This window comes from Micromonospora sp. CCTCC AA 2012012 (assembly GCF_040499845.1).
Lineage (GTDB): Bacteria > Actinomycetota > Actinomycetes > Mycobacteriales > Micromonosporaceae > Micromonospora > Micromonospora mangrovi.
This window is the reverse complement of the sequence record NZ_CP159342.1, coordinates 452,509-471,869: the sequence shown is the minus strand read 5'-3', so window position 1 is coordinate 471,869 and position 19,361 is coordinate 452,509. Positions and strand designations below refer to the sequence as shown.

13 protein-coding genes are annotated in these 19,361 nt (G+C 73.4%); 3 read left to right on the top strand and 10 right to left on the bottom strand.

The window, feature by feature from the left end:
* Window positions 1–266: 266 nt before the first annotated feature.
* Complete coding sequence (gene leuS, locus ABUL08_RS02225) at window positions 267–3,107, bottom strand: leucine--tRNA ligase (RefSeq protein ID WP_350934001.1); 2,841 nt, start codon at window positions 3,105–3,107, stop codon at window positions 267–269.
* Between the two features lie 365 nt (window positions 3,108–3,472).
* On the opposite strand from leuS, the gene ABUL08_RS02220 reads away from it, so the two are divergent.
* From ABUL08_RS02220 to ABUL08_RS02210, 3 genes are read left to right on the top strand one after another with little or no spacing between them, the layout of a single operon-like run.
* Window positions 3,473–4,525 (top strand): AAA family ATPase, encoded by a 1,053-nt coding sequence (locus tag ABUL08_RS02220; RefSeq protein WP_350933998.1) that lies wholly within the window; start codon window positions 3,473–3,475, stop codon window positions 4,523–4,525.
* Between the two features lies 1 nt (window position 4,526).
* Window positions 4,527–5,840: a DUF58 domain-containing protein gene (locus ABUL08_RS02215; RefSeq protein ID WP_350933996.1), complete on the top strand. Its 1,314-nt coding sequence runs from the start codon at window positions 4,527–4,529 to the stop codon at window positions 5,838–5,840.
* Entirely contained in the window at window positions 5,837–8,308 is a 2,472-nt protein-coding gene (locus tag ABUL08_RS02210; RefSeq protein WP_350933994.1) for a transglutaminase TgpA family protein, read from the top strand. The genes ABUL08_RS02215 and ABUL08_RS02210 overlap by 4 nt, the downstream gene beginning before the upstream one ends.
* Before the next feature lie 312 nt (window positions 8,309–8,620).
* Here ABUL08_RS02210 and ABUL08_RS02205 read toward each other — a convergent pair whose 3' ends face one another.
* The 9 genes from ABUL08_RS02205 to ABUL08_RS02165 all read right to left on the bottom strand — a co-directional run bounded on the left by ABUL08_RS02205 (window position 8,621) and on the right by ABUL08_RS02165 (window position 19,353).
* The gene (locus tag ABUL08_RS02205; protein WP_242792939.1) at window positions 8,621–9,016 is read right to left on the bottom strand and encodes a DUF3040 domain-containing protein; all 396 of its coding nucleotides are present in this window, start codon (window positions 9,014–9,016) and stop codon (window positions 8,621–8,623) included.
* 115 nt (window positions 9,017–9,131) lie between these two features.
* Window positions 9,132–10,394: a DNA polymerase IV gene (locus tag ABUL08_RS02200; protein WP_350933992.1), complete on the bottom strand. Its 1,263-nt coding sequence runs from the start codon at window positions 10,392–10,394 to the stop codon at window positions 9,132–9,134.
* 47 nt (window positions 10,395–10,441) lie between these two features.
* Window positions 10,442–11,605 (bottom strand): alkaline phosphatase family protein, encoded by a 1,164-nt coding sequence (locus ABUL08_RS02195; RefSeq protein WP_350933990.1) that lies wholly within the window; start codon window positions 11,603–11,605, stop codon window positions 10,442–10,444.
* On the bottom strand, window positions 11,602–12,351 hold the full coding sequence (locus ABUL08_RS02190) for a methyltransferase domain-containing protein (RefSeq protein WP_350933989.1): 750 nt from the start codon (window positions 12,349–12,351) through the stop codon (window positions 11,602–11,604). The genes ABUL08_RS02195 and ABUL08_RS02190 overlap by 4 nt, the downstream gene beginning before the upstream one ends.
* A 9-nt stretch (window positions 12,352–12,360) precedes the next feature.
* Window positions 12,361–13,284 (bottom strand): carbohydrate ABC transporter permease, encoded by a 924-nt coding sequence (locus ABUL08_RS02185; RefSeq protein WP_350933986.1) that lies wholly within the window; start codon window positions 13,282–13,284, stop codon window positions 12,361–12,363.
* A complete protein-coding gene (locus ABUL08_RS02180) occupies window positions 13,281–13,445 on the bottom strand; it encodes a hypothetical protein (protein ID WP_350933984.1) in 165 nt (54 codons plus the stop codon). Before ABUL08_RS02180 ends, ABUL08_RS02185 begins: the two co-directional genes overlap by 4 nt.
* Window positions 13,442–14,392, bottom strand: a complete 951-nt coding sequence (locus ABUL08_RS02175; protein ID WP_350933982.1) for a carbohydrate ABC transporter permease — start codon at window positions 14,390–14,392, stop codon at window positions 13,442–13,444. Before ABUL08_RS02175 ends, ABUL08_RS02180 begins: the two co-directional genes overlap by 4 nt.
* Before the next feature lie 9 nt (window positions 14,393–14,401).
* The gene (locus tag ABUL08_RS02170) at window positions 14,402–15,754 is read right to left on the bottom strand and encodes a type 2 periplasmic-binding domain-containing protein (RefSeq protein ID WP_350933980.1); all 1,353 of its coding nucleotides are present in this window, start codon (window positions 15,752–15,754) and stop codon (window positions 14,402–14,404) included.
* A 125-nt stretch (window positions 15,755–15,879) separates the two neighbouring features.
* Window positions 15,880–19,353, bottom strand: a complete 3,474-nt coding sequence (locus ABUL08_RS02165) for an error-prone DNA polymerase (protein ID WP_350933979.1) — start codon at window positions 19,351–19,353, stop codon at window positions 15,880–15,882.
* Window positions 19,354–19,361: the final 8 nt, after the last annotated feature.

Below are 19,361 nucleotides of genomic sequence, written 5' to 3'. Positions count from 1 at the left end.
GAGATCCGCACAGTTTCCGGGAAAGAGTCCCCTCGTCCCGTCGGGAAGCCACTCTTTCCCGGAAACTGTCGCCTCGGACGCGCGGCGGCGCGGCGCGGCGCGGGGTGCGGCGGCGCGGGGTGCGGCGGCGCGGGGCGCGGGGCGGGTGCGGGGCGGGGCGGGTGCGGGGCGGGGCGGGGCGGGTGCGGGGCGGGTGCGGGGCGGGGTGCGGCGGAGGGCGCGGCCCGAAGTGCGGGACGCGCCCTCCAGCGGGTGAGCAGGGGTGCTCAGGCGACGACGGAGACCATCCGGCCCTTCACCACGATGACCTTGCGCGGCTCCTTGCCGGCCAGCGCACCGGCGACCGCCTCCAGCGCCGCCGCCCGGACGTCGTCCTCGGCCGCGTCGGTGGGCACCTCGATCCGGCCCCGCACCTTGCCGTTGACCTGCACCGGGTAGGTGACCGTCTCGGCCACCAGCAGCGCCGGATCGGCGGTCGGGAAGTCCGCGTACGCCAGGGAGCTGTCGTGGCCCAGTCGCCGCCACAGTTCCTCGGCGAGGTGCGGGGCGAACGGCGCCACCATCAGCACCAGCGGCTCGGCCACCTCGCGCGGCGTCTCCGCCAGCCGGGTCAGCCCGTTGGTCAGCTCGATCAGCTTGGCGATCGCGGTGTTGAACCGGATCCCGTCCATGTCGCCGCGTACGCCGTCGATGACCTTGTGCAGCAGCCGCCGGGTCGCCTCGTCGGCCGGCGCGTCGGTCACCCGCAGGTCACCGGTCTGCTCGTCGACCACGGCCCGCCAGACCCGCTGCAGGAACCGGTACGACCCGACGACCGCCCGGGTGTCCCAGGGGCGGGAGACCTCCAGCGGACCCATCGACATCTCGTACACCCGGAAGGTGTCGGCGCCGTAGGCGGCGCACATCTCGTCCGGGGTGACGACGTTCTTCAGGGACTTGCCCATCTTGCCGTACTCGCGGGTGACCTCCTGGTCGCCGTGGAACCAGCGCCCGTCGACCTCGACGACCTCCTCCGCCGGCACCGGCGCGCGCCGGGCGTCGCGGAACGCGTACGCCTGGATCATGCCCTGGTTGAACAGCTTGCGGAACGGCTCGAACGACGAGACGTGCCCCAGGTCGAACAGCACCTTGTGCCAGAAGCGGGCGTACAGCAGGTGCAGCACGGCGTGCTCGGCGCCGCCGACGTACAGGTCGGTGCCCCCGCAGTCGCCGGGGCGCTGCGGCCCCATCCAGTACGCCTCGTTCTCCGGGTCGGCGAAGCGCTCGGTGTTGGTCGGATCCAGGTAGCGCAGCTCGTACCAGCAGGAGCCGGCCCACTGCGGCATCACGTTGGTCTCCCGGGTGTAGCGCTTCGGCCCGTCACCCAGGTCCAGCTCCACCTCCACCCAGTCGCGCCGCCGCGACAGCGGGGTCTCCGGGTTGCTGTCGGCGTCCTCCGGGTCGAACGTCTTCGGCGAGAAGTCGTCCACCTCGGGCAGCTCGACCGGCAGCATCGACTCGGGCAGCGCGATCGGCGCGCCGGTGGAGTCGTACACGATCGGGAACGGCTCGCCCCAGTAGCGCTGCCGGCTGAACAGCCAGTCGCGCAGCCGCCAGGTGACCGCGCCGGTGCCGTGCCCGTTGGCCTCCAGCCACTCGATGACCCGGGCCTTGGCCTCGGCCATGCCCAGGCCGTTCAGGTCCAGGCCGCGGTCGGGCGCGGCGCTGTTGATCATCGGACCGGTGCCGGTGTACGCCCCGCCGGTGAAGCCCTCGGGCGGCTGCACGGTCCGCACCACGGGCAGCTCGTAGACCTCGGCGAAGGCGTGGTCGCGCTCGTCCTCGGCCGGTACCGCCATGATCGCGCCGGTGCCGTAGCCGGCCAGCACGTAGTCGGCGATGAAGATCGGGACGCGTCCGCCGGTGACCGGGTTGGTCGCGTACGCGCCGACGAAGACGCCGGTCTTCTCCTTGCTGTCCGCCTGCCGCTCCACGTCCGTCTTGGCCGCGGCGGCCTTCCGGTACGCCTCGACGGCCGCCCGCGGACTGGCGTGCCCACCGGTCCAGGCGTCCCGCGTCCCGTCCGGCCAGGCGGACGGCACCAGCAGGTCGACCAGCTCGTGCTCGGGGGCCAGCACCATGTAGGTGGCGCCGAAGATGGTGTCCGGCCGGGTCGTGAACACCCGCACCGGGGCGACGTCGGTCGGGAAGTCGATGTGCGCGCCGCTGGACCGCCCGATCCAGTTGCGCTGCATCAGCTTGATCGGCTCCGGCCAGTCCAGCGTCTCCAGGTCGTCCAGCAGCCGGTCGCCGTACGCGGTGATCCGCATCATCCACTGCTTCAGGTTGCGCTTGAAGACCGGGAAGTTGCCCCGCTCGGAGCGGCCGTCGGCGGTGACCTCCTCGTTGGCCAGCACGGTGCCCAGCCCCGGGCACCAGTTCACCGGCGCCTGCGAGACGTACGCCAGCCGGTGGTCGTCGACGACCTGGCGGCGCTCGGCGACGGTCAGCTCGGCCCAGCGGCGGCCGTCCGGGGTGGGGCGGTTGCCGCCCTCGAACTCGGCGACCAGCTCGGCGATCGGCCGGGCCTTCTTCGCGTCCGCGTCGTACCAGGAGTTGAAGACCTGCAGGAAGATCCACTGGGTCCAGCGGTAGAACTCGGTGTCGATGGTGGCCACCGAGCGCCGCTCGTCGTGCCCCAGCCCCAGCCGGCGCAGCTGCGCCCGGTACCGCTCGATGTTCGCCACCGTGGTGGTGCGCGGGTGGGTGCCGGTCTGCACCGCGTACTGCTCGGCGGGCAGCCCGAACGCGTCGAAGCCCATCGCGTGCAGCACGTTCCGCCCGGCCATCCGCTGGTAGCGGGCGTAGCAGTCGGTGCCGATGTAGCCCAGCGGGTGACCGACGTGCAGGCCCGCGCCGGACGGGTAGGGGAACATGTCCAGCACGTACAGCTTCTCGGCACCGGCGCGCGGGTGCCCCGGGTCGGCCAGCGGTCCGGTCGGGTTCGGCGCGTGGAAGGTGCCCTCCCGCTCCCAGGCGTCCTGCCACCGGTGCTCGATCTCGTCGGCGAGGGCTGCGGTGTACCGGAACGGGGGAATGTCGCTCGCCGGTGCGGCTGCCTCACTCATGGCGTCTCCTCGGCGCGGTGATGAACGGAAATGGGGAGTCTGCTCAGGGCACAAAAAAGCCCCTCGCGCAGGAGGGGCCGCCGTGCTGTCGCGCGTTCAGCGCATCAGCACGGCCCGGTAAGAAGCAGGAAGACTCCGGCCATGACGGCAGTGTACCCGTCGCGCCGGGCGGACACGCGTCCCCCGTCCGGCGCATATTTCGGGCGTAAGCGACCGAGTACCTGCGGGGGTCGGCGATCACGACAAACATGGTTAGCCTGAGAACCACTGAGATTTCTGCGGCAGACGAGGCTCGGCGTCGCGAACCCAACGGCGGGTCCAGGTGCTCTTTTCAGAGCTGCCGTCCGGCGACGAGGAGGAGGCCCGTGACACAACAGACCTGGGACGAGGTGGGCGGTCTGCTGCCGCACGACGAGTTCCGCGCCGCCAGCGAGGCCATCGTGGCCAACATCGAGCAGGTCATCGAGGGCAAGACGGCCACCGTCCGGCTGGCCCTGGCCGTCCTCCTCGCCGAGGGCCACCTGCTGATCGAGGACGTGCCCGGCGTCGGCAAGACCAAGCTCGCCAAGGCCCTCGCCCGTTCCATCGACTGTTCGGTCCGCCGTATCCAGTTCACCCCCGACCTGCTGCCCAGCGACGTCACCGGGGTCAGCGTCTACAACCAGGAGACGCACGACTTCGAGTTCCGTCCGGGTGCGGTCTTCGCCAACCTGGTCGTCGGCGACGAGATCAACCGGGCCTCGCCGAAGACCCAGTCGGCGCTGCTGGAGTGCATGGAGGAGCGGCAGGTCACCGTCGACGGGGTGACCTACCAGCTCCAGACCCCGTTCATGGTGATCGCGACGCAGAACCCGATCGAGATGGAGGGGACCTACCCGCTGCCGGAGGCGCAGCGCGACCGGTTCACCGCCCGGATCGCGATGGGCTACCCGGACGTCTCCGCCGAACTGGCCATGCTGGACGGTCACGGCGGCACCGATCCGCTGCACGAGCTGCGCCCGGTCTCCGACGCGGCCACCGTCCGGCAGCTCATCGGCCACGTCCGGCAGGTGCACGTCGCCGACGCCGTCAAGCAGTACGCCATCGACCTGGTCACCGCCACCCGCGAGGCCCCCGACCTGCGCCTCGGCGCGTCCCCCCGGGCCACCCTCCAGCTGCTGCGCACCGCCCGCGCGGTCGCCGCGCTGGAAGGCCGCGACTACGTGCTCCCCGACGACCTCCAGGCGCTGGCGGTGCCGGTGCTCGCGCACCGGATCATCCCGACGGCCGACGCCCAGCTCGCCCGGCGCACCACCGACGCGATCGTCTCCGAGCTGGTGCACCGGCTGCCGTTGCCGCACGACCGCAAGCGCTCCCCGTACGACACCCGGCCCGGCGGCGGCAACGGCCGCGGACCGTTCGAGCCCCGGAGGCCGTGACGTGCGTGACGGCCTGCGCGGACTGACCACCCGGGGCCGCTCCTTCCTGGCGGCCGCGGTCGCCGCGGCGATCTCCGCCGGCATCCTCGGCGAGAAGGACCTGCTGCGGGTCGCCGTCCTGCTGGCCGTCCTGCCGCTGCTCGCCGCCGCGTACGTCGGTCGCAGCCGGTACAAGCTGGCCTGCAACCGCTCGCTGGAGCCGCACCGGGTGCCGGTCGGGGCCAGCTCCCGGGTGGTGCTGCGACTGCAGAACCTGTCCCGGCTGCCCACCGGCACCCTGCTGCTGGAGGACCGCCTGCCGTACGCGCTGGGCAGCCGGCCCCGGGTGGTGCTGGAACGGCTCGGCGCGCACCAGGCCAGCTCGGTGGCGTACACCGTCCGGGCCGACGTGCGCGGCCGGTACGAGGTGGGGCCGCTGGTGGTCCGCCTCACCGACCCGTTCGGGCTCTGCGAGCTCAGCCGCGCCTTCCCCAGCACCGACCACCTCACCGTCATCCCGCAGGTCACCCCCCTGCCCTCGGTCCGCCTCCCGGGGGAGTACGCGGGCAGCGGCGACAGCCGGGCCCGGTCGGTGGCGGTGCACGGCGAGGACGACGCGGCCACCCGGGAGTACCGGATGGGCGACGACCTGCGCCGGGTGCACTGGAAGTCGACGGCGCGCACCGGCGAGCTGATGGTGCGCCGCGAGGAGCAGCCCTGGGAGAGCCGCGCGACGGTGGTGCTGGACACCCGGGCGTACGGCCACCGCGGCGACGGCCCGACGGCGAGCTTCGAGTGGGCGGTCTCCGCCGCGGCCAGCATCGCGGTGCACCTGCGTCAGGCCGGCTACAAGCTGCGCCTGGTCACCGGCTCCGGTGCGGACGTGGACGCCACCGAGGGTGGCGGCGAGGGGCTGCTCCTCGACCATCTCGCCGAGGTCCGGCTGAACACCGACGGTGAGATCGCGACCCTGGTGCAGCGGGTCCGCCAGCGCGCCGACGGCGGCCTGATCATCGCCCTCTTCGGCACGTTGAACACCACCGAGGCCGAGCTGCTGGCCGGGCTGCGCGGCAACGGCGCCACCTGTGTGGGGTTCCTGTTGGACAGTTCCTCCTGGCTGAACCTGCCGGCCAAGGCCCGGGCCGAGGCGGACCGCCTGCACGGCACCGCCGCGCTGGCCCTGTTGCAGAGCGGCTGGCGGGTGATCGGCGTCGACCACGGCGGCCGGCTGCCGGCGTTGTGGCCGCAGGCGGCCCGCGGGTCGCAGGGCTTCGCGTTGCGTGCCGCTCTCGCCGAGACGGTGGCCGGCGGCATGACCGGAAAGGTGACCTCGTGACCGCAGCCCGTAACCTCGGCTTCGTCGCCGCCGCGGCGACCCTGCTGGCGGCGGCGCCGCTGTCGGCCATCTTCCAGCGCTGGACCTGGCTGGTCGAGGCGGCGATCGCGGTGGCCGTGGTGGCCGGCGCGGCGGCGCTGAGCCGGCTGGTCCGCAGCCCGCTGTGGGGCCAGGTCCTGGCCATGCTCGCCGGCGGGCTGCTCGCGCTGACCTGGGTCTTCCCGAGCGGCGCCGAGCTGCTCGGCTTCCTGCCCACCCCGGGCACCTTCGCCCACTTCGGCGAGCTGCTCGGCCAGTCGGTGCAGGACATGCGGACGTACGGGGTGAAGGTGCCGGACGTCGACTCGCTGCTCTTCCTGAGCGTGCTCGGGATCGCTTCGGTGGCGGTGCTGGTCGACGTGCTCAGCGTGGGGCTGCGCCGCCCGGCCCTGGCCGGCCTGCCGATGCTGGCGATCTACTCCGTGCCGGTCGCGATCTACGTGGACAGTGTCCCGGCGACGCCGTTCGTGGTGGGCGCCTGCGGCTACCTCTGGCTCCTGGTGACCGACAACGTCGACCGGGTGCGCCGGTTCGGCCGCCGGTTCACCGGGGAGGGCCGCGACGTCGACGTCTGGGAGGCCTCCCCGTTGGCCGCGGCGGGCCGGCGGCTGACCGTCCTGGGTGTCGCGCTGGCGGTGGCGCTGCCGCTGGCCGTACCGGGGATGACCGGTGGCCTGCTGGCCACCGCCGGGGCCGGGACGGGCAACGGGAACGGCCGGCCGGGCCTGGGCGGCAGCCCGGGGCGGATCGACCTCTTCGCCGCGCTGAGCGGCCAGTTGAACCAGTCCGTGTCGGCCGACCTGGTCAAGGTCAGGACCAACGAGCCGTCGCCGTTCTATCTGCGCTTCGGGGTGGCCGACGAGCTGCGGCCGGACGGTTTCCGGACCCGGGTGCCCAGCGGCCGGCCGGTCGGTCGTAACCTGCCCGACCCGACCGAGCGCGGGGGCCGGGGCGTGGAACGGCAGCGCTACCGGGCGACGGTGGAGGTGACGAAGAACCTCAACATGCCCCTGCTGCCGGTCTTCGCCGAGCCGGTGAAGACCGAGGGCCTGAACAGCAGGTGGTTGTACGACCCGAACCTGCAACTGGTCTTCTCCAACGGGGAGAGTTCGCGGGGCAGGCGCTACTCGTTCGACTACGTCCGCTCGACGTACAGTCCGGCGGCGTTGCGGGCGGCGCCCTCGATGTCCGCCGACGACCCGGTGCTGCGCCAGCAGGTCTGGACGCCGCCGGTGCCGAAGGTCGACGCGCTGGTCACGCAGCTGGTCCGGGGCAAGCAGAACGACTACGACAAGGTCCGCGCGATCTACGACTACTTCTCGGTGGAGAACGGCTTCTCCTACTCGCTCGCCACGAAGGGCGGCACCAGCGGCGCGGACATCACCGACTTCCTCGCCAGCAAGGTCGGCTTCTGCCAGCAGTACGCCGCCGCGATGGCCTGGCTGGTCCGGCAGGCCGGCATCCCGGCCCGGGTGGCGTTCGGCTTCACCAACGGCGGCGGTGGTGCCGACGGCGGCACGTACGTGCTGACCAACCGGAACCTGCACGCCTGGACCGAGGTCTGGTTCGGTGGGATCGGCTGGGTGCCGTTCGACGCCACCCCGGCCGGGTACGTGCCGGGTTCGGTCCGGTCGGCCTGGGCCCCGGACACCGACGCGCCGGAGGAGAGCACCCCTGTGCCGGGCAGCAGCAGCGCCCCCGGCGGCGTCGACCCGTCGGCCGGTCCGAACGGGCCGGACGCCGCCGACCGGGACACCGACAGCGGCCTGAGCCTCAAGGGCACCGGGCCCGCCGAGCAGGCACCGGTCTGGCCGTGGTGGACGGCCGGCGTACTGGCGCTGCTGGCGCTGCTCGCCGTGCCGGCGCTGCGCCGGGCGGCGCTGCGCCGCCGTCGCGGGAGCCGGTCCGCGCCACCGAAGGCGACGATCGTGGACGCCGACGCCGCTACGCCGGGCGGCGCTCGGGAGGTGGCGGTCGGTGTCACCGCCGACCGCGCCCGGGCCGACGCGCACGCCGCCTGGGACGAGCTGCTGGACACGCTGGTCGACTTCCGGGTGCGGGTCGACCGGACGGAGACGCCCCGGGCGACGGCGGACCGGCTGGTCCGGGAGACGCTGACCGACGACGGCGAGGCGGGCAGCGCCGTCCGGCTGCTCGGTCGGGCCGAGGAACGGGCCCGCTACGCCCGTGATCCGCTCAGCGGCGAGGCGCTGCCCCCGGCGCTGCGCGCGGTACGCGGCGCACTGGCCGGGCAGGCCGATCGGCGTACCCGGCTGCTGGCGGCGGTGCTGCCCCCGTCGGTGCTGCTGCGCTGGCGGACCGCGCTGAGCGACACGTCGACCGGCCTGGTCACCACCTCCGCTCGGCTGCGCCGCCGCCTGCTGCGGTGGAGTCCACGGCGGATCCTGGCCGGCCGCCCGGCGCGCTGACCTGCCCGACCCCCGCCCGCCGACCCGTCCCGGCGGGCGGGGGGGCTGCGCTGGGCGCCCGGATCACCGGGCGGGCTGGCGGGTCCGGGTCACCAGGTGCGCTGGCGCGTCCGGGGCACCCGGTGGACTGGCGCGTCCGGGTCACCAGGTGGGCTGGCGCGTCCGGGGCACCGGGTGGGCTGGCGCGTCCGGGTCAACCGGGCGGGCTGGCGGGCTCGGGCGGAAAATCAGGACATGGCGACGCGGCCACGGCCGCCGGAGCGTGTTCCGGCGGCGCGTCGCCGCGTCACCCGGGTCAGGGACGGAACGTGGTCAGCGGTGCCCCTCCGGGCGCTGCCGCCAACGGTCCTCCATCCGGTCGAGGAACGACCCCCGCCGACCCGCGCGACCACGGGGACGGCGACGGCTGGTCGTGCCCCCGACCACGTGCAGGTCGGGTGACTGGGACCGGCGGTGCGACTGCACGGCGTAGCCCAGTGACGCCAGCATGACGACGAAACCCGCCACCGCCAGCGGTGGCGTCTTGATCACGGCACCATAGATCAACAGGGCCAGACCAGCAATGACCACGGCGGCAGCGACGAGCAGGCGACGCCGCGCGTGGAAACGCGGGTCGCTGGCGCGAACGGCCGAGGCGAACTTGGGATCCTCGGCAAGCGACCGCTCGATCTGCTCGAACAGCCGCTGCTCGTGCTCCGAGAGCGGCACGGCACTCCTCCCCGGTCACGTTGGTCGGCCCGGTCGGACCGACAGACCGTGGCAGCCAACCGGCTGCTTACCCGCAAGTCTACGAGGGGGCTCGCGCGTCGGAAAGCGGGACGACCTACGGTCGGGTCGGATTTTCGTCCCGGCGCGGATCACGCCTGCCGAGCAGACTGGCCGGACCTATGACGGATCGCCCGAATCGGGCAGCGGCGGCGTCCGCGGCGGCCTCCGCTTCCCGCCATCCGCGCTCGGGCGCGCCGAGGGTGAGCTGCCGGGGCGTCTCGTCGGCCGCGGAGAGCCCCTCGGCGCGTACGCCGACGAGACGGATCGGCTCGGTCGCGTCGAGAGCGGTCCAGAGCGCCCAGGCCGTGTCGAACATCTCCCGCGCGGTGTCCGTCGGCACGGGAAGCGTCCGGGACCGGCTGACCGTGCGGAAGTCGGCCAGCCGGACCTTCAGCGACACCGTCCGACCGACCTGACCGGCCCGGCGCAGCCGGACGCCCACCTTCTCGGCGAGGCTTAGCAGCGCCCGGCGGATCTCCCGCGGGTCGACCACGTCGACGTCGAAGGTGACCTCGGCGCCGATCGACTTCTCGGCGTGTTCCGGGGTGACCCGACGGGGGTCCCGCCCCCAGGCCAGCTCGTGCAGGTGGCCGGCGGCGGCGTCCCCGACCGCGCGGCGGAGCAGGCCAACGGGCGCCTCGGCCAGGTCGCCGACGGTGTTCAGGCCCAGCCGGCGCAGCGTCTCGGCCGACCGCTCCCCCACGCCCCACAGCGCCGCCACCGGCAGCGGGTGCAGGAAGTCGAGCACCCGGGCGGTCGGCACCACCAGCAGGCCGTCGGGCTTGGCGCGGGTGGAGCCGAGCTTCGCCACGAACTTGCTCGACGCCACCCCCACCGAGCAGGTCAGCCCCTGCTCCTCGGCGACCCGGCGACGGATCAGCCGGGCGATCCCGGCCGGCGGGCCGAAGAGCCGGCGGGCACCGGCCACGTCGAGGAAGGCCTCGTCCAGGGAGAGCGGCTCGACCAGCGGCGTGACGTCGCGGAAGATCTGCATCACCGCGCGGGAGGCCGCCGAGTACTGGCTGAAGTCGGGCGGCAGATAGACGGCGTGCGGGCAGAGCGCCCGGGCCCGCGCGGTCGGCATGGCGCTGCGGACGCCGTACCGGCGGGCCTCGTAGCTGGCCGAGCTGACCACGCCGCGAGGGCCGATGCCACCGACCACGACGGGTCTGCCCCGCAGCTCGGGCCGGCGCCGCACCTCGACGGAGGCGAAGAAGGCGTCCATGTCGACGTGCAGGATCGCGCAGCCGGTGTCGTCGGCGTCCGGCCCGAAGCGCGGATCACCGCCACCCCGGGGCAACGACTGGCTGCGGCCCATCCCCGCAGGCTAGCCGCCCGGTCCGACACCACCGGCGGCCCGGCCGGTCAGCCCCGCACGACCAGCAGCGGGATCGTCATCTCGGTGGCGGTGTCCGCGCCGTGGTAGGCGACCAGCCGGGACTCGATCGGATGCTCGGAGCGGGTGGCCACCACCGCGTGGGTGCCCCGGCAGACCGCCACCACGTCGCCGATCCGGCGCAGGTGCTCCTCCGGCACCGGCCCGAACCAGCCGGCCGCCACCAGCTCGTCGCGGGTGGTGACCCGGGCCGCGTCGCCCAGCACCTCGGACCAGGCCGCCACCACGTCGGCCGTCGCCCCGGGCGCGACGTGCAGGTAGCGGACCCGGGGCTCGCCGGCGAGCACCCGCACCCCGGCCCGCAACCGGGGGTCGGTGTCGAAGTCGACGCGGTGCCCCGCCGGCACGTCGAGCTGGCCGTGGTCGGCGGTCACCAGCAGCGCGGCGTCGGGCGGCAGCCCGTCGACCAGCCGGGCGAGCAGCCCGTCCACCTCGGCGGCGGCGAGCCGCCAGGGGGCCGAGTCGACGCCGCTGAGGTGGCCGTGCCGGTCCAGGTCGGGGTGGTAGCCGGAGACCAGGGTGGGCCCGGCGCCGGCCGCCAGGGCGGTGAGCATCCGGGTGGCGAGGGCGTCCACGTCGGCCGCGCCGCGGTAGTCGCCGCCCCGGTTGGCGGCGAGGGTGAGGCCGCTGCCGGCGTACTCGGGGCGGCTGACCACGGTCACCGCGACGCCGGCCGCGCGGGCCCGCTCGTACTGGGTGGGGACGGGCTGCCAGGTCAGCGGATCCGGGTCGCCGCTCCACTCGATGTGGCTGAGCACCCGGTCGGTGCCGGGGACCCGGACCTTGAAGCCGAGCACGCCGTGCCCGCCGGGGGCGCTGCCGGTGCCGAGGCTGACCAGGCTGGTCGGGGTGGTGGAGGGGAAGCCGGAGGTGAGCGGAACCCCGACCGCGGCGGTCAGCCCGGCGAGGGTCGGGGCGTACGGGGCGGCGGTGGGGATCTGGTGCCAGCCGAGCCCGTCGACCAGCAGCACGGCGATCCGGCGTACCCCGGCCAGCCGGGGGCGCAGGTCGAGCAGGTCGACCGCGCCGGGCACCCCGAGCACCGCGAGGGCGCTGGGCAGCACGTCGGCGAGGCTGCCCCCGCCGTAGGCCGGGGCCACCGGGTCGAGCGGCCCCACCGCCGGGCCGGTCATGCCGGTCGGCGGGCGAACAGGTGCAGCTGGGCGGCGAGGTCCCGGTACGGCGACCGGGCGGCCAGGGCCCGCTCCAGCTCGACCAGGGCGGGCTGCTGACCGTCCGCCACGGCGGCGGGGAGCAGGTCGGCGAGGACGCGTACGCCGTGGATCTCCTCGACGGTGAGTCCGGCGTCGCCGAGCAGCGCGGCGGCGTCGGTGGCGTCGTAGCGGCGGCGCAGGGTGTCCCGCGGCCCGGCGCTGCCGTGCGGGTCGGCGGCGAGCGCGGCGGCGGTGTCGAGGTGGCCGTTCATGGCCCGGCCGAGCACGGCGGCGGCCCGCCCGGCGACCAGGACGCTGGCCGCGCCGCCGGGGCGCAGCGCGGCGACGAGTGCGGCCACCACCGGGGCGGGGTCGTCGACGACCTCCAGGACGGAGTGGCAGAGCACCAGGTCGACGGTGCCCGGCTCGACCAGCCCGGCGAGCGCGTCGCCGTCGCCCTGCAGGGCGCGTACCCGGTCGGCGACACCGGCCTCGGCGGCCCGGCGGGTCAGCGCGGCGAGCGCGTCGGGGCTGGCGTCGACCACGGTGACCCGGTGGCCGGCCTCGGCGATCGGGACGGCGAAGCCGCCGGTGCCGCCGCCGACGTCGAGCACGGTGAGCCGGTCGCCGGCCCGGCGGTCCAGCTCGGCCGCCAGGACCGCCCAGATGACGGCGGTACGGGGGGTCAGCGTTCTGGTCTGCTCCACGCCGCCGAGCCTAGTCACCCCCGCCACTCAGCCCTTGCGGCCGGTGGTGGCGATGCCCTCGACGAAGTGCCGCTGGGCCAGGAAGAACAGAATGATCATCGGTACGGTGGCGAGCACGCTGCCGGCCAGGACGACCTCCCACTGCTGCTCGCCGCCGTAGCCGAACCGGTCGAGCACCACCTTCAGCCCGCGCGGCAGGGTGTAGAGCTGCTCGTTGCGCAGATAGATCAGTGGCTTGAGCAGGTCCGTCCAGCTCGCCTTGAACTCGAAGACGAACGCCACCAGCAGGGCGGGGCGGATCAGCGGGAAGGCCATCTTCCAGAACAGCTGCGGATAGCTGGCCCCGTCCACCCGGGCGGCCTCGAAGTATTCCCGGGGCAACGAGAGCAGGAACTGCCGCAACAGGAAGATGTAGAAGGCCGAGCCGAAGAGGTTGCCGGCCCAGAGCGGCACCTGGGTGTCGGTCAGCCCGAGCTTCGACCAGATCAGGTAGGTCGGGATCATGGTGACCGCGAACGGCAGCATCATGGTGGCGAGCACCAGGCCGAAGAGCAGGTTGCGGCCGGGGAAGCGGAAGTAGGCGAAGCCGAAGGCCACCCAGGCGCTGGAGATGGTCGCCGTGGCCGCGGCGGCCACCCCGACCACCACGCTGTTGAACAGCCAGGTGAGCATCGGCACGGCGTGCCACGCCGCGGCGTAGTTTCCCGGCGCGAAGGGCGTCGGCAGGAAGCCGGGGGCGAAGACGTACTCCCGGGGGCGCAGCGAGGCGCTGACCAGCCAGACGAACGGCAGCATGAAGATCACCGCCGCGCCGACCAGGGTGACCACGAAGAGCACCCGCTGCCAGCGCGGTCGCCCGGCCTCCGCCGCCGGCGGCCGCCGGGCCGCCGCCCCCGCCGCCCCGTCCAGGGGTACGGCGGTGACGGCGCCCGGGTCGACCGTGGTGCTCATGGCGTGACGCCCTCGGAGTCCTCCTCCGCCCGGGACCGCCGGTCGTTCGCCACCGGCCCGTCGGTCACCGGGTACTCCCGGGCCTCCAGCTGGTGCGGCTGCCAGTCCGCGCCCAGCCGGGTCCGCCGGCTGTTGGCCAGGCCGTGGTACGCCTCGCTCATTGGTCCTCCCCCTCGTAGTACACGAACCGGTTGCTGAGTTTCACCTGCACCAGGGTGATCACCAGGATGATCACGAAGAGCAGCCAGGCCATCGCCGAGGCGAAGCCCATGTGCAGGAACTGGAACGCTTCCTGGAACAAATGGATCACGTAGAACGATGCCGCGTCGCTGTTGAAGGATCCGGCGGTCTGCCGGTTGCCGAAGTACATGGTGTAGACCTCGGTGAACATCTGCAGCGACGCGATGGTGTTGACGATCAGCGTGAAGAAGAGCGATCCGGAGATCATCGGCAGGGTCACGTGCCGGAACCGGGCCCAGCCGCCGGCCCCGTCCAGGTCGGCGGCCTCGTACAGGTCCCGGGGCACGTTCTGCAACGCGGCCAGATAGATGATGACGGTGGAGCCGAGGCTCCAGAGGCTCATCAGCACGATGCCGGGCAGCACCCAGTCCGGGTCGGTGGTCCAGCTCGGCCCGTCGATCCCGACCAGGCCCAGCGCCCGGTTGATCAGGCCGTCCTGGGTGTTGAGCAGCAGCAGGAACAGGATGCCGACGGCCACCGCCGGGGTCATCACCGGCAGGTAGAAGACGGTCCGGAAGAAGCCCTGGAGCCGGCCGACCCGCTTGAGCAGCAGCGCCAGGCCGAGCGAGATGGCCATCACCAGCGGCACGTGCAGCGCCGTGTAGTAGACGGTGTTGCCGAGGCTGCGGGCCACCTGCGGGTCGCTCATCAACTGCCGGTAGTTGTCCAGGCCGGTGTACCGGGGCGCGTTGATCACGTCGTACTCGGTGAGGCTGAGCCACGCGCTGGCGATCATCGGGCCGGCCTGGAAGAGCAGGAACCCGACGATCCACGGCGCCAGGAACAGGTACGCCCAGCGGGCCTCCCGCCGGGCCAGCGGCGTACGCCGACGCCGGCCCGGCAGGGAGGTGGTGGCGGTGGTGGCCATCTCCGGTGGCTACTTCGCGGCCTTGTCCAGCGCGGCGGTGGCCTCCTGCTGGGCCCGGTCCATCGCCTGCTGCGGCTGGGCCTGCCCGGAGAGCACCCGGTTGACCGCATCGGTCCAGGCCTTGTCGAACTCGGCGCCGGCCGGCGAGGCGGGCATGGCGAACGCGGCGTCCTGGGCCGACCGGATGGTGGCCACGGCGTCGTCGAAACGCTTGTTGCCGGTCGGCTGGTAGACCTCGTCGAAGATCTTCTTGTCGGCCTGCTCGTTGCCGGTCCAGACACCGGTGAAGGGCAGGTTGGCGGCCTTGCGGGCCTCGGCGCGGGCCTTCGCGGCGGCCAGCCAGGTGTCGGTGGCGGTCATCTGCTTGGCGAAGGCGCAGGCCGCGTCCGGGTTCTTCGCCCCCTTGGTGATCACCCACGCCTGCCCGGCGGACATGGTGACCGGCTTGCCCTCCCGGTCGACGAAGGGCTTGACCACCAGCTCGGCCTTGGGGCTGTTCTTGGCGGCCTGGTTGAGGAACCACTCCTCCATCGGCCAGGCGGCGATCTGGTTCTTGGCGAGGGGGTTCTGCGCGCCGAAGAAGTCGAAGGTGTCCCGGAACGACTTGAACTTGCCCCAGCCACCCTGGTCCTGGATCAGCTTCACCCCGGTGGTCAGCGCCTCGACCACCTTCGGGTCGTTGAGGTTGGCCTTGGTGCCGTCGGCGGAGATCATCTCGACGCCGTTGGCCTTGGCCCACATCGGCAGGAACTCGGGGATCTTCGGGTCGATGCCGATCCGGGTGAGCTTGCCGCCGTCGACCTTGGCCAGCTTCGCGTTGACCCCGGGGAGCGCGGCCCAGTCGGCCAGGTTCACGCTGTCGGCGGTCAGCCCGGCCTGCTTGAGCACCGCCTCGTTGAGATAGACCACCCGGACGCTGCTGAACTCGGGGATGCCGTAGACCGTGCCGTCCAGGGTGACCTGGTCCCTGGCCGCCTGCCGGTACTGCCCCAGGTCGATGTCCTGCTTCTTGACGCAGTCGGTCAGCGGCTGGATCGAGCCGCGCTTGGCGTACGTGCCGATCAGCTTGCGGTCCATGTAGACCAGGTCCGGCGGGTTACCGGAGGCCACGGCCGAGAGGAACTGCTGCTCGTCGAAGGCGCCCTCGGTGATCTTCAGCTCGACCTTCGGATGGTCCCGCTTGAACGCGTCCACCCGGGTCTTGGCGATCTCGTCCGACAGGCCGAACCCCATGGTGCTCAGCGCGCCGGAATCCTTGGCGCCACCACCGGAATCGGTTCCGCCGCCGCCCACTCCCCCGCAACCGCTGACCGCCAGGGTGAACACCCCGACCAACGCGGTCGTCCGCAGCGTCCGTGACATGGCCACCTCCTCCAGGGCGCGGGCCACCCTGCCCACGCGGAGGAGCACTTCTCCTGCCCGCGCAGATTTGAAACCCATCTGTGGGGAATCCGGCGGATAGCGCGCCGCGTGCGCCGGATGGGCGGTCAGCGAAAGTCGCGGGAGGCCGGCGTGACCGGCGGGGTAATCGCGTCCAGCCGGTCGGCGGTGAGGCTGGTGACCCCCTCGTGCCGCTGCAACCGGCCGCGCACCACCAGCGCCGCGCTGGTCCGGGCCACCCGGCGGTACCGCTGCCACAGACCCGGTGAGCAGGTGACGTTGAGCATCCCGGTCTCGTCCTCCAGATTGAGGAAGGTGACCCCGCCGGCGGTCGCCGGCCGCTGCCGGTGGGTGACGATCCCGCCGACCCGGATCCGCTGGCCGGGCTCCACCCGGCCGAGCCGGGCGATCGGCACCGCGCCCAGCGCGTCGAGCCGGTCGCGGAGGAACCGGGCCGGATGCGTCTCCGGCGACAGGCCGGTCGCCCAGACGTCGGCGACGAGCTTGTCGACCTCCTCCATGCCGGGCAGGGTGGGCGGGCTGACGCCGGTCACCGTGCCGGGCAGCCGGTCCGGCCGGTCCTGGGCCGCCGCGCCGGCCGCCCAGAGCGCCTGCCGCCGGGTCAGCCCGAAACAGGCGAAGGCGTCCGCGGTGGCCAGCGCCTCCAGCTGCGCGGCGGTCAGCCCGACCCGCCGGGCCAGGTCCGACAGGTCCGCGTACGGCCCGTGCGCCGCCCGCTCCGCCTCGATCCGCTCGGCCACCCCCTCGCCGAGGGTACGCACCGCACCCAGCCCGAGCCGGACGGCCGGACCACCCAGCCCCCAGGCGTGCGGCGGCTCCCCCGGCTGACTCCCCCAGCGGGTGTCCGGGGTGGACTCCAGCACCGCCGACGCGCCGCTGGCGTTGATGTCCGGGCGGCGTACCTCGACGCCGTGCCGGCGGGCGTCGTCGACCAGGGTCTGCGGCGAGTAGAAGCCCATCGGCTGGGCGTTGAGCAGCGCGGCCAGGAACGGGGCCGGGTGGTAGCGCTTGAGCCAGGAACTGGCGTAGACCAGGTAAGCGAAGCTCATCGCGTGGCTCTCCGGGAAGCCGTAGCTGGCGAACGCGGTGAGCTTGCGATAGACGTCGTCGGCCAGCTCCCCGGTGATGCCCCGCTCGGCCATCCCGGCGTACAACCGGTCGGCGATCTGCGCCATCCGCTCCACCGACCGCTTCGCCCCCATCGCCCGGCGCAGCTGGTCGGCGCCGGCCGCGTCGAAACCGGCCAGGTCGATGGCGAGCTGCATCAGCTGCTCCTGGAACAGCGGCACGCCGAGGGTCTTCTCCAGCGCGTTGCGCATCAGCGGGTGCGCGTACGTCACCGGCTCCTGACCGTTCTTGCGCCGGATGAACGGGTGCACCGAGCCGCCCTGGATCGGGCCGGGACGGATCAGCGCCACCTCCACCACCAGGTCGTAGAACTCCCGGGGCTTCAGCCGGGGCAGGGTGGCCATCTGGGCGCGGCTCTCCACCTGGAACACCCCGACCGAGTCGGCCCGGCAGAGCATGTCGTAGACCTCGGGGTCGTCCAGGGTCATGTCGCCCAGGTCGAGGGTCGTCCCGATCATGTCGTAGCCGTAGTGCAGGGCGGAGAGCATGCCGAGGCCGAGCAGGTCGAACTTGACCAGCCCGACCGCGGCGCAGTCGTCCTTGTCCCACTGGAGCACGCTGCGGCCGGGCATCCGACCCCACTCCACCGGGCAGACCTCGATCACCGGGCGGTCGCAGATCACCATGCCGCCGGAGTGGATGCCCAGGTGCCGGGGGAAGGTCTGCAGTTCGTTCGCGTACGCGACCACCTGCTCGGGGATGTCCTCCACGTCGACGGCGGCGACCGAGCCCCAACGGTCGATCTGCTTGCTCCAGGCGTCCTGCTGACCCGGGGAGAAGCCGAACGCCTTCGCCACGTCCCGCACCGCCGAGCGGGGACGGTAGGAGATGACGTTGGCGACCTGGGCGGTGTGCTCCCGGCCGTACCGGGCGTAGACGTGCTGGATCACCTCCTCCCGACGGTCGGACTCGATGTCCACGTCGATGTCGGGCGGCCCGTCCCGCTCCGGGGCGAGGAAGCGTTCGAAGAGCAGCCGGTGCCGGACCGCGTCCACGTTGGTGATCCGCAGCGCGTAGCAGACCGCCGAGTTGGCCGCCGAGCCCCGACCCTGGCAGTAGATGTCCTGCTCGCGGCAGAAGCTGACGATGTCGTAGACCACCAGGAAGTAGCCGGGGAAACCCAGCTCGTCGATCATCCGCAGCTCGTGCTCCAACTGCGCGTACGCCTCGGGGTGCGCCTCGGGCGGCCCGTACCGTTCCCGCGCCCCCCGCATGGTCAGGTGCCGCAGCCAGCTCATCTCGGTGTGCCCCGCCGGCACCGGGTACGCCGGCAGCTTCGGCGCGACCAGTTGCAGGTCGAAGGCGAGTTCCGCCCCGAACTCGGCGGCCCGCGCCACCGCCCCCGGGTACGCGCCGAACCGCGCCGCCATCTCCGCGCCGCTGCGCAGGTGGGCGGTGGCCGCGGCGGGCAGCCAACCGTCGATCTCGTCCAGGCTGCGCCGGGCCCGGACCGCGGCCAGCGTGGTGGCCAGCCGGCGTCGGCCGGGGGTGGCGTAGTGCACGTTGTTGGTGGCCACCGTGGGCAGCCCGGCGGCGGCGGCCAGCTCGGCGAGGGCGTCGTTGCGGTCGGCGTCGACCGGGTGACCGTGGTCGGTCAGCTCCACCGCCACCGTGTCCGCGCCGAACAGGGCGGTGAGCCGGTCCAGCTCCCGGGCAGCCGCGTCGACGCCCTCGGTGAGCAGCGCACCGGGGACGTGTCCCTTGCGGCAGCCGGTCAGCACCAGCACGTGGTCCTTCAGCTCCTGGGCGACCTCCTCCAGCTCGCCGTAGACCGGGCGGCCCTTCTCGCCGCCGCGCAGCTGGGCCCGGGAGATGGTGGCGGCGAGTCGGGCGTACCCCTCGTGGCCGTGCGCGAGCACCAGCAGGTGCGCGCCGTGCGGGTCGGGCTCGCCGTTCTGCGGGCCGGGCAGCCCGAGGGAGAGCTCCGCGCCGAAGACCGTCGGCAGGTGCAGCGCGCGGGCCGCCTCGGCGAAGCGGACCACCCCGTAGAAGCCGTCGTGGTCGGTGACGGCGAGCGCGGTGAGCCCCAGCCGGGCGGCCTCCTCGGCCAGCTCCTCCGGGTGGCTGGCCCCGTCGAGGAAGCTGAAGTTGGTGTGCGTGTGCAGCTCGGCGTAGGGCACGGTGTCGTCGGGTCGGGCCAGCGCGGGTGCCTCGGGCGGCTCGTAGTGCTGCCGCTTCCGACTCCAGACCGGGGCGTCACCGCCGTCGGCGTCGACCGCGAGCGGATCCACCACGTGCAGGTGCCGCTCGTCCCGCGACCGCCCGCCTCGCCCGCCGCCGCCTCGCCCATCGCCGCCTCGCCCGCCGCCGCCTCGCCCATCGCCGCCTCGCCCGCCGCCGCCTCGCCCGTCGCCGGACCGGCCGTCGGTGGACCGGCCGGAGAGCACGCGTTCCAGCTCCGACCAGGGCAGCTTCGGATTGTGGAAGCTCACCGGTCCAC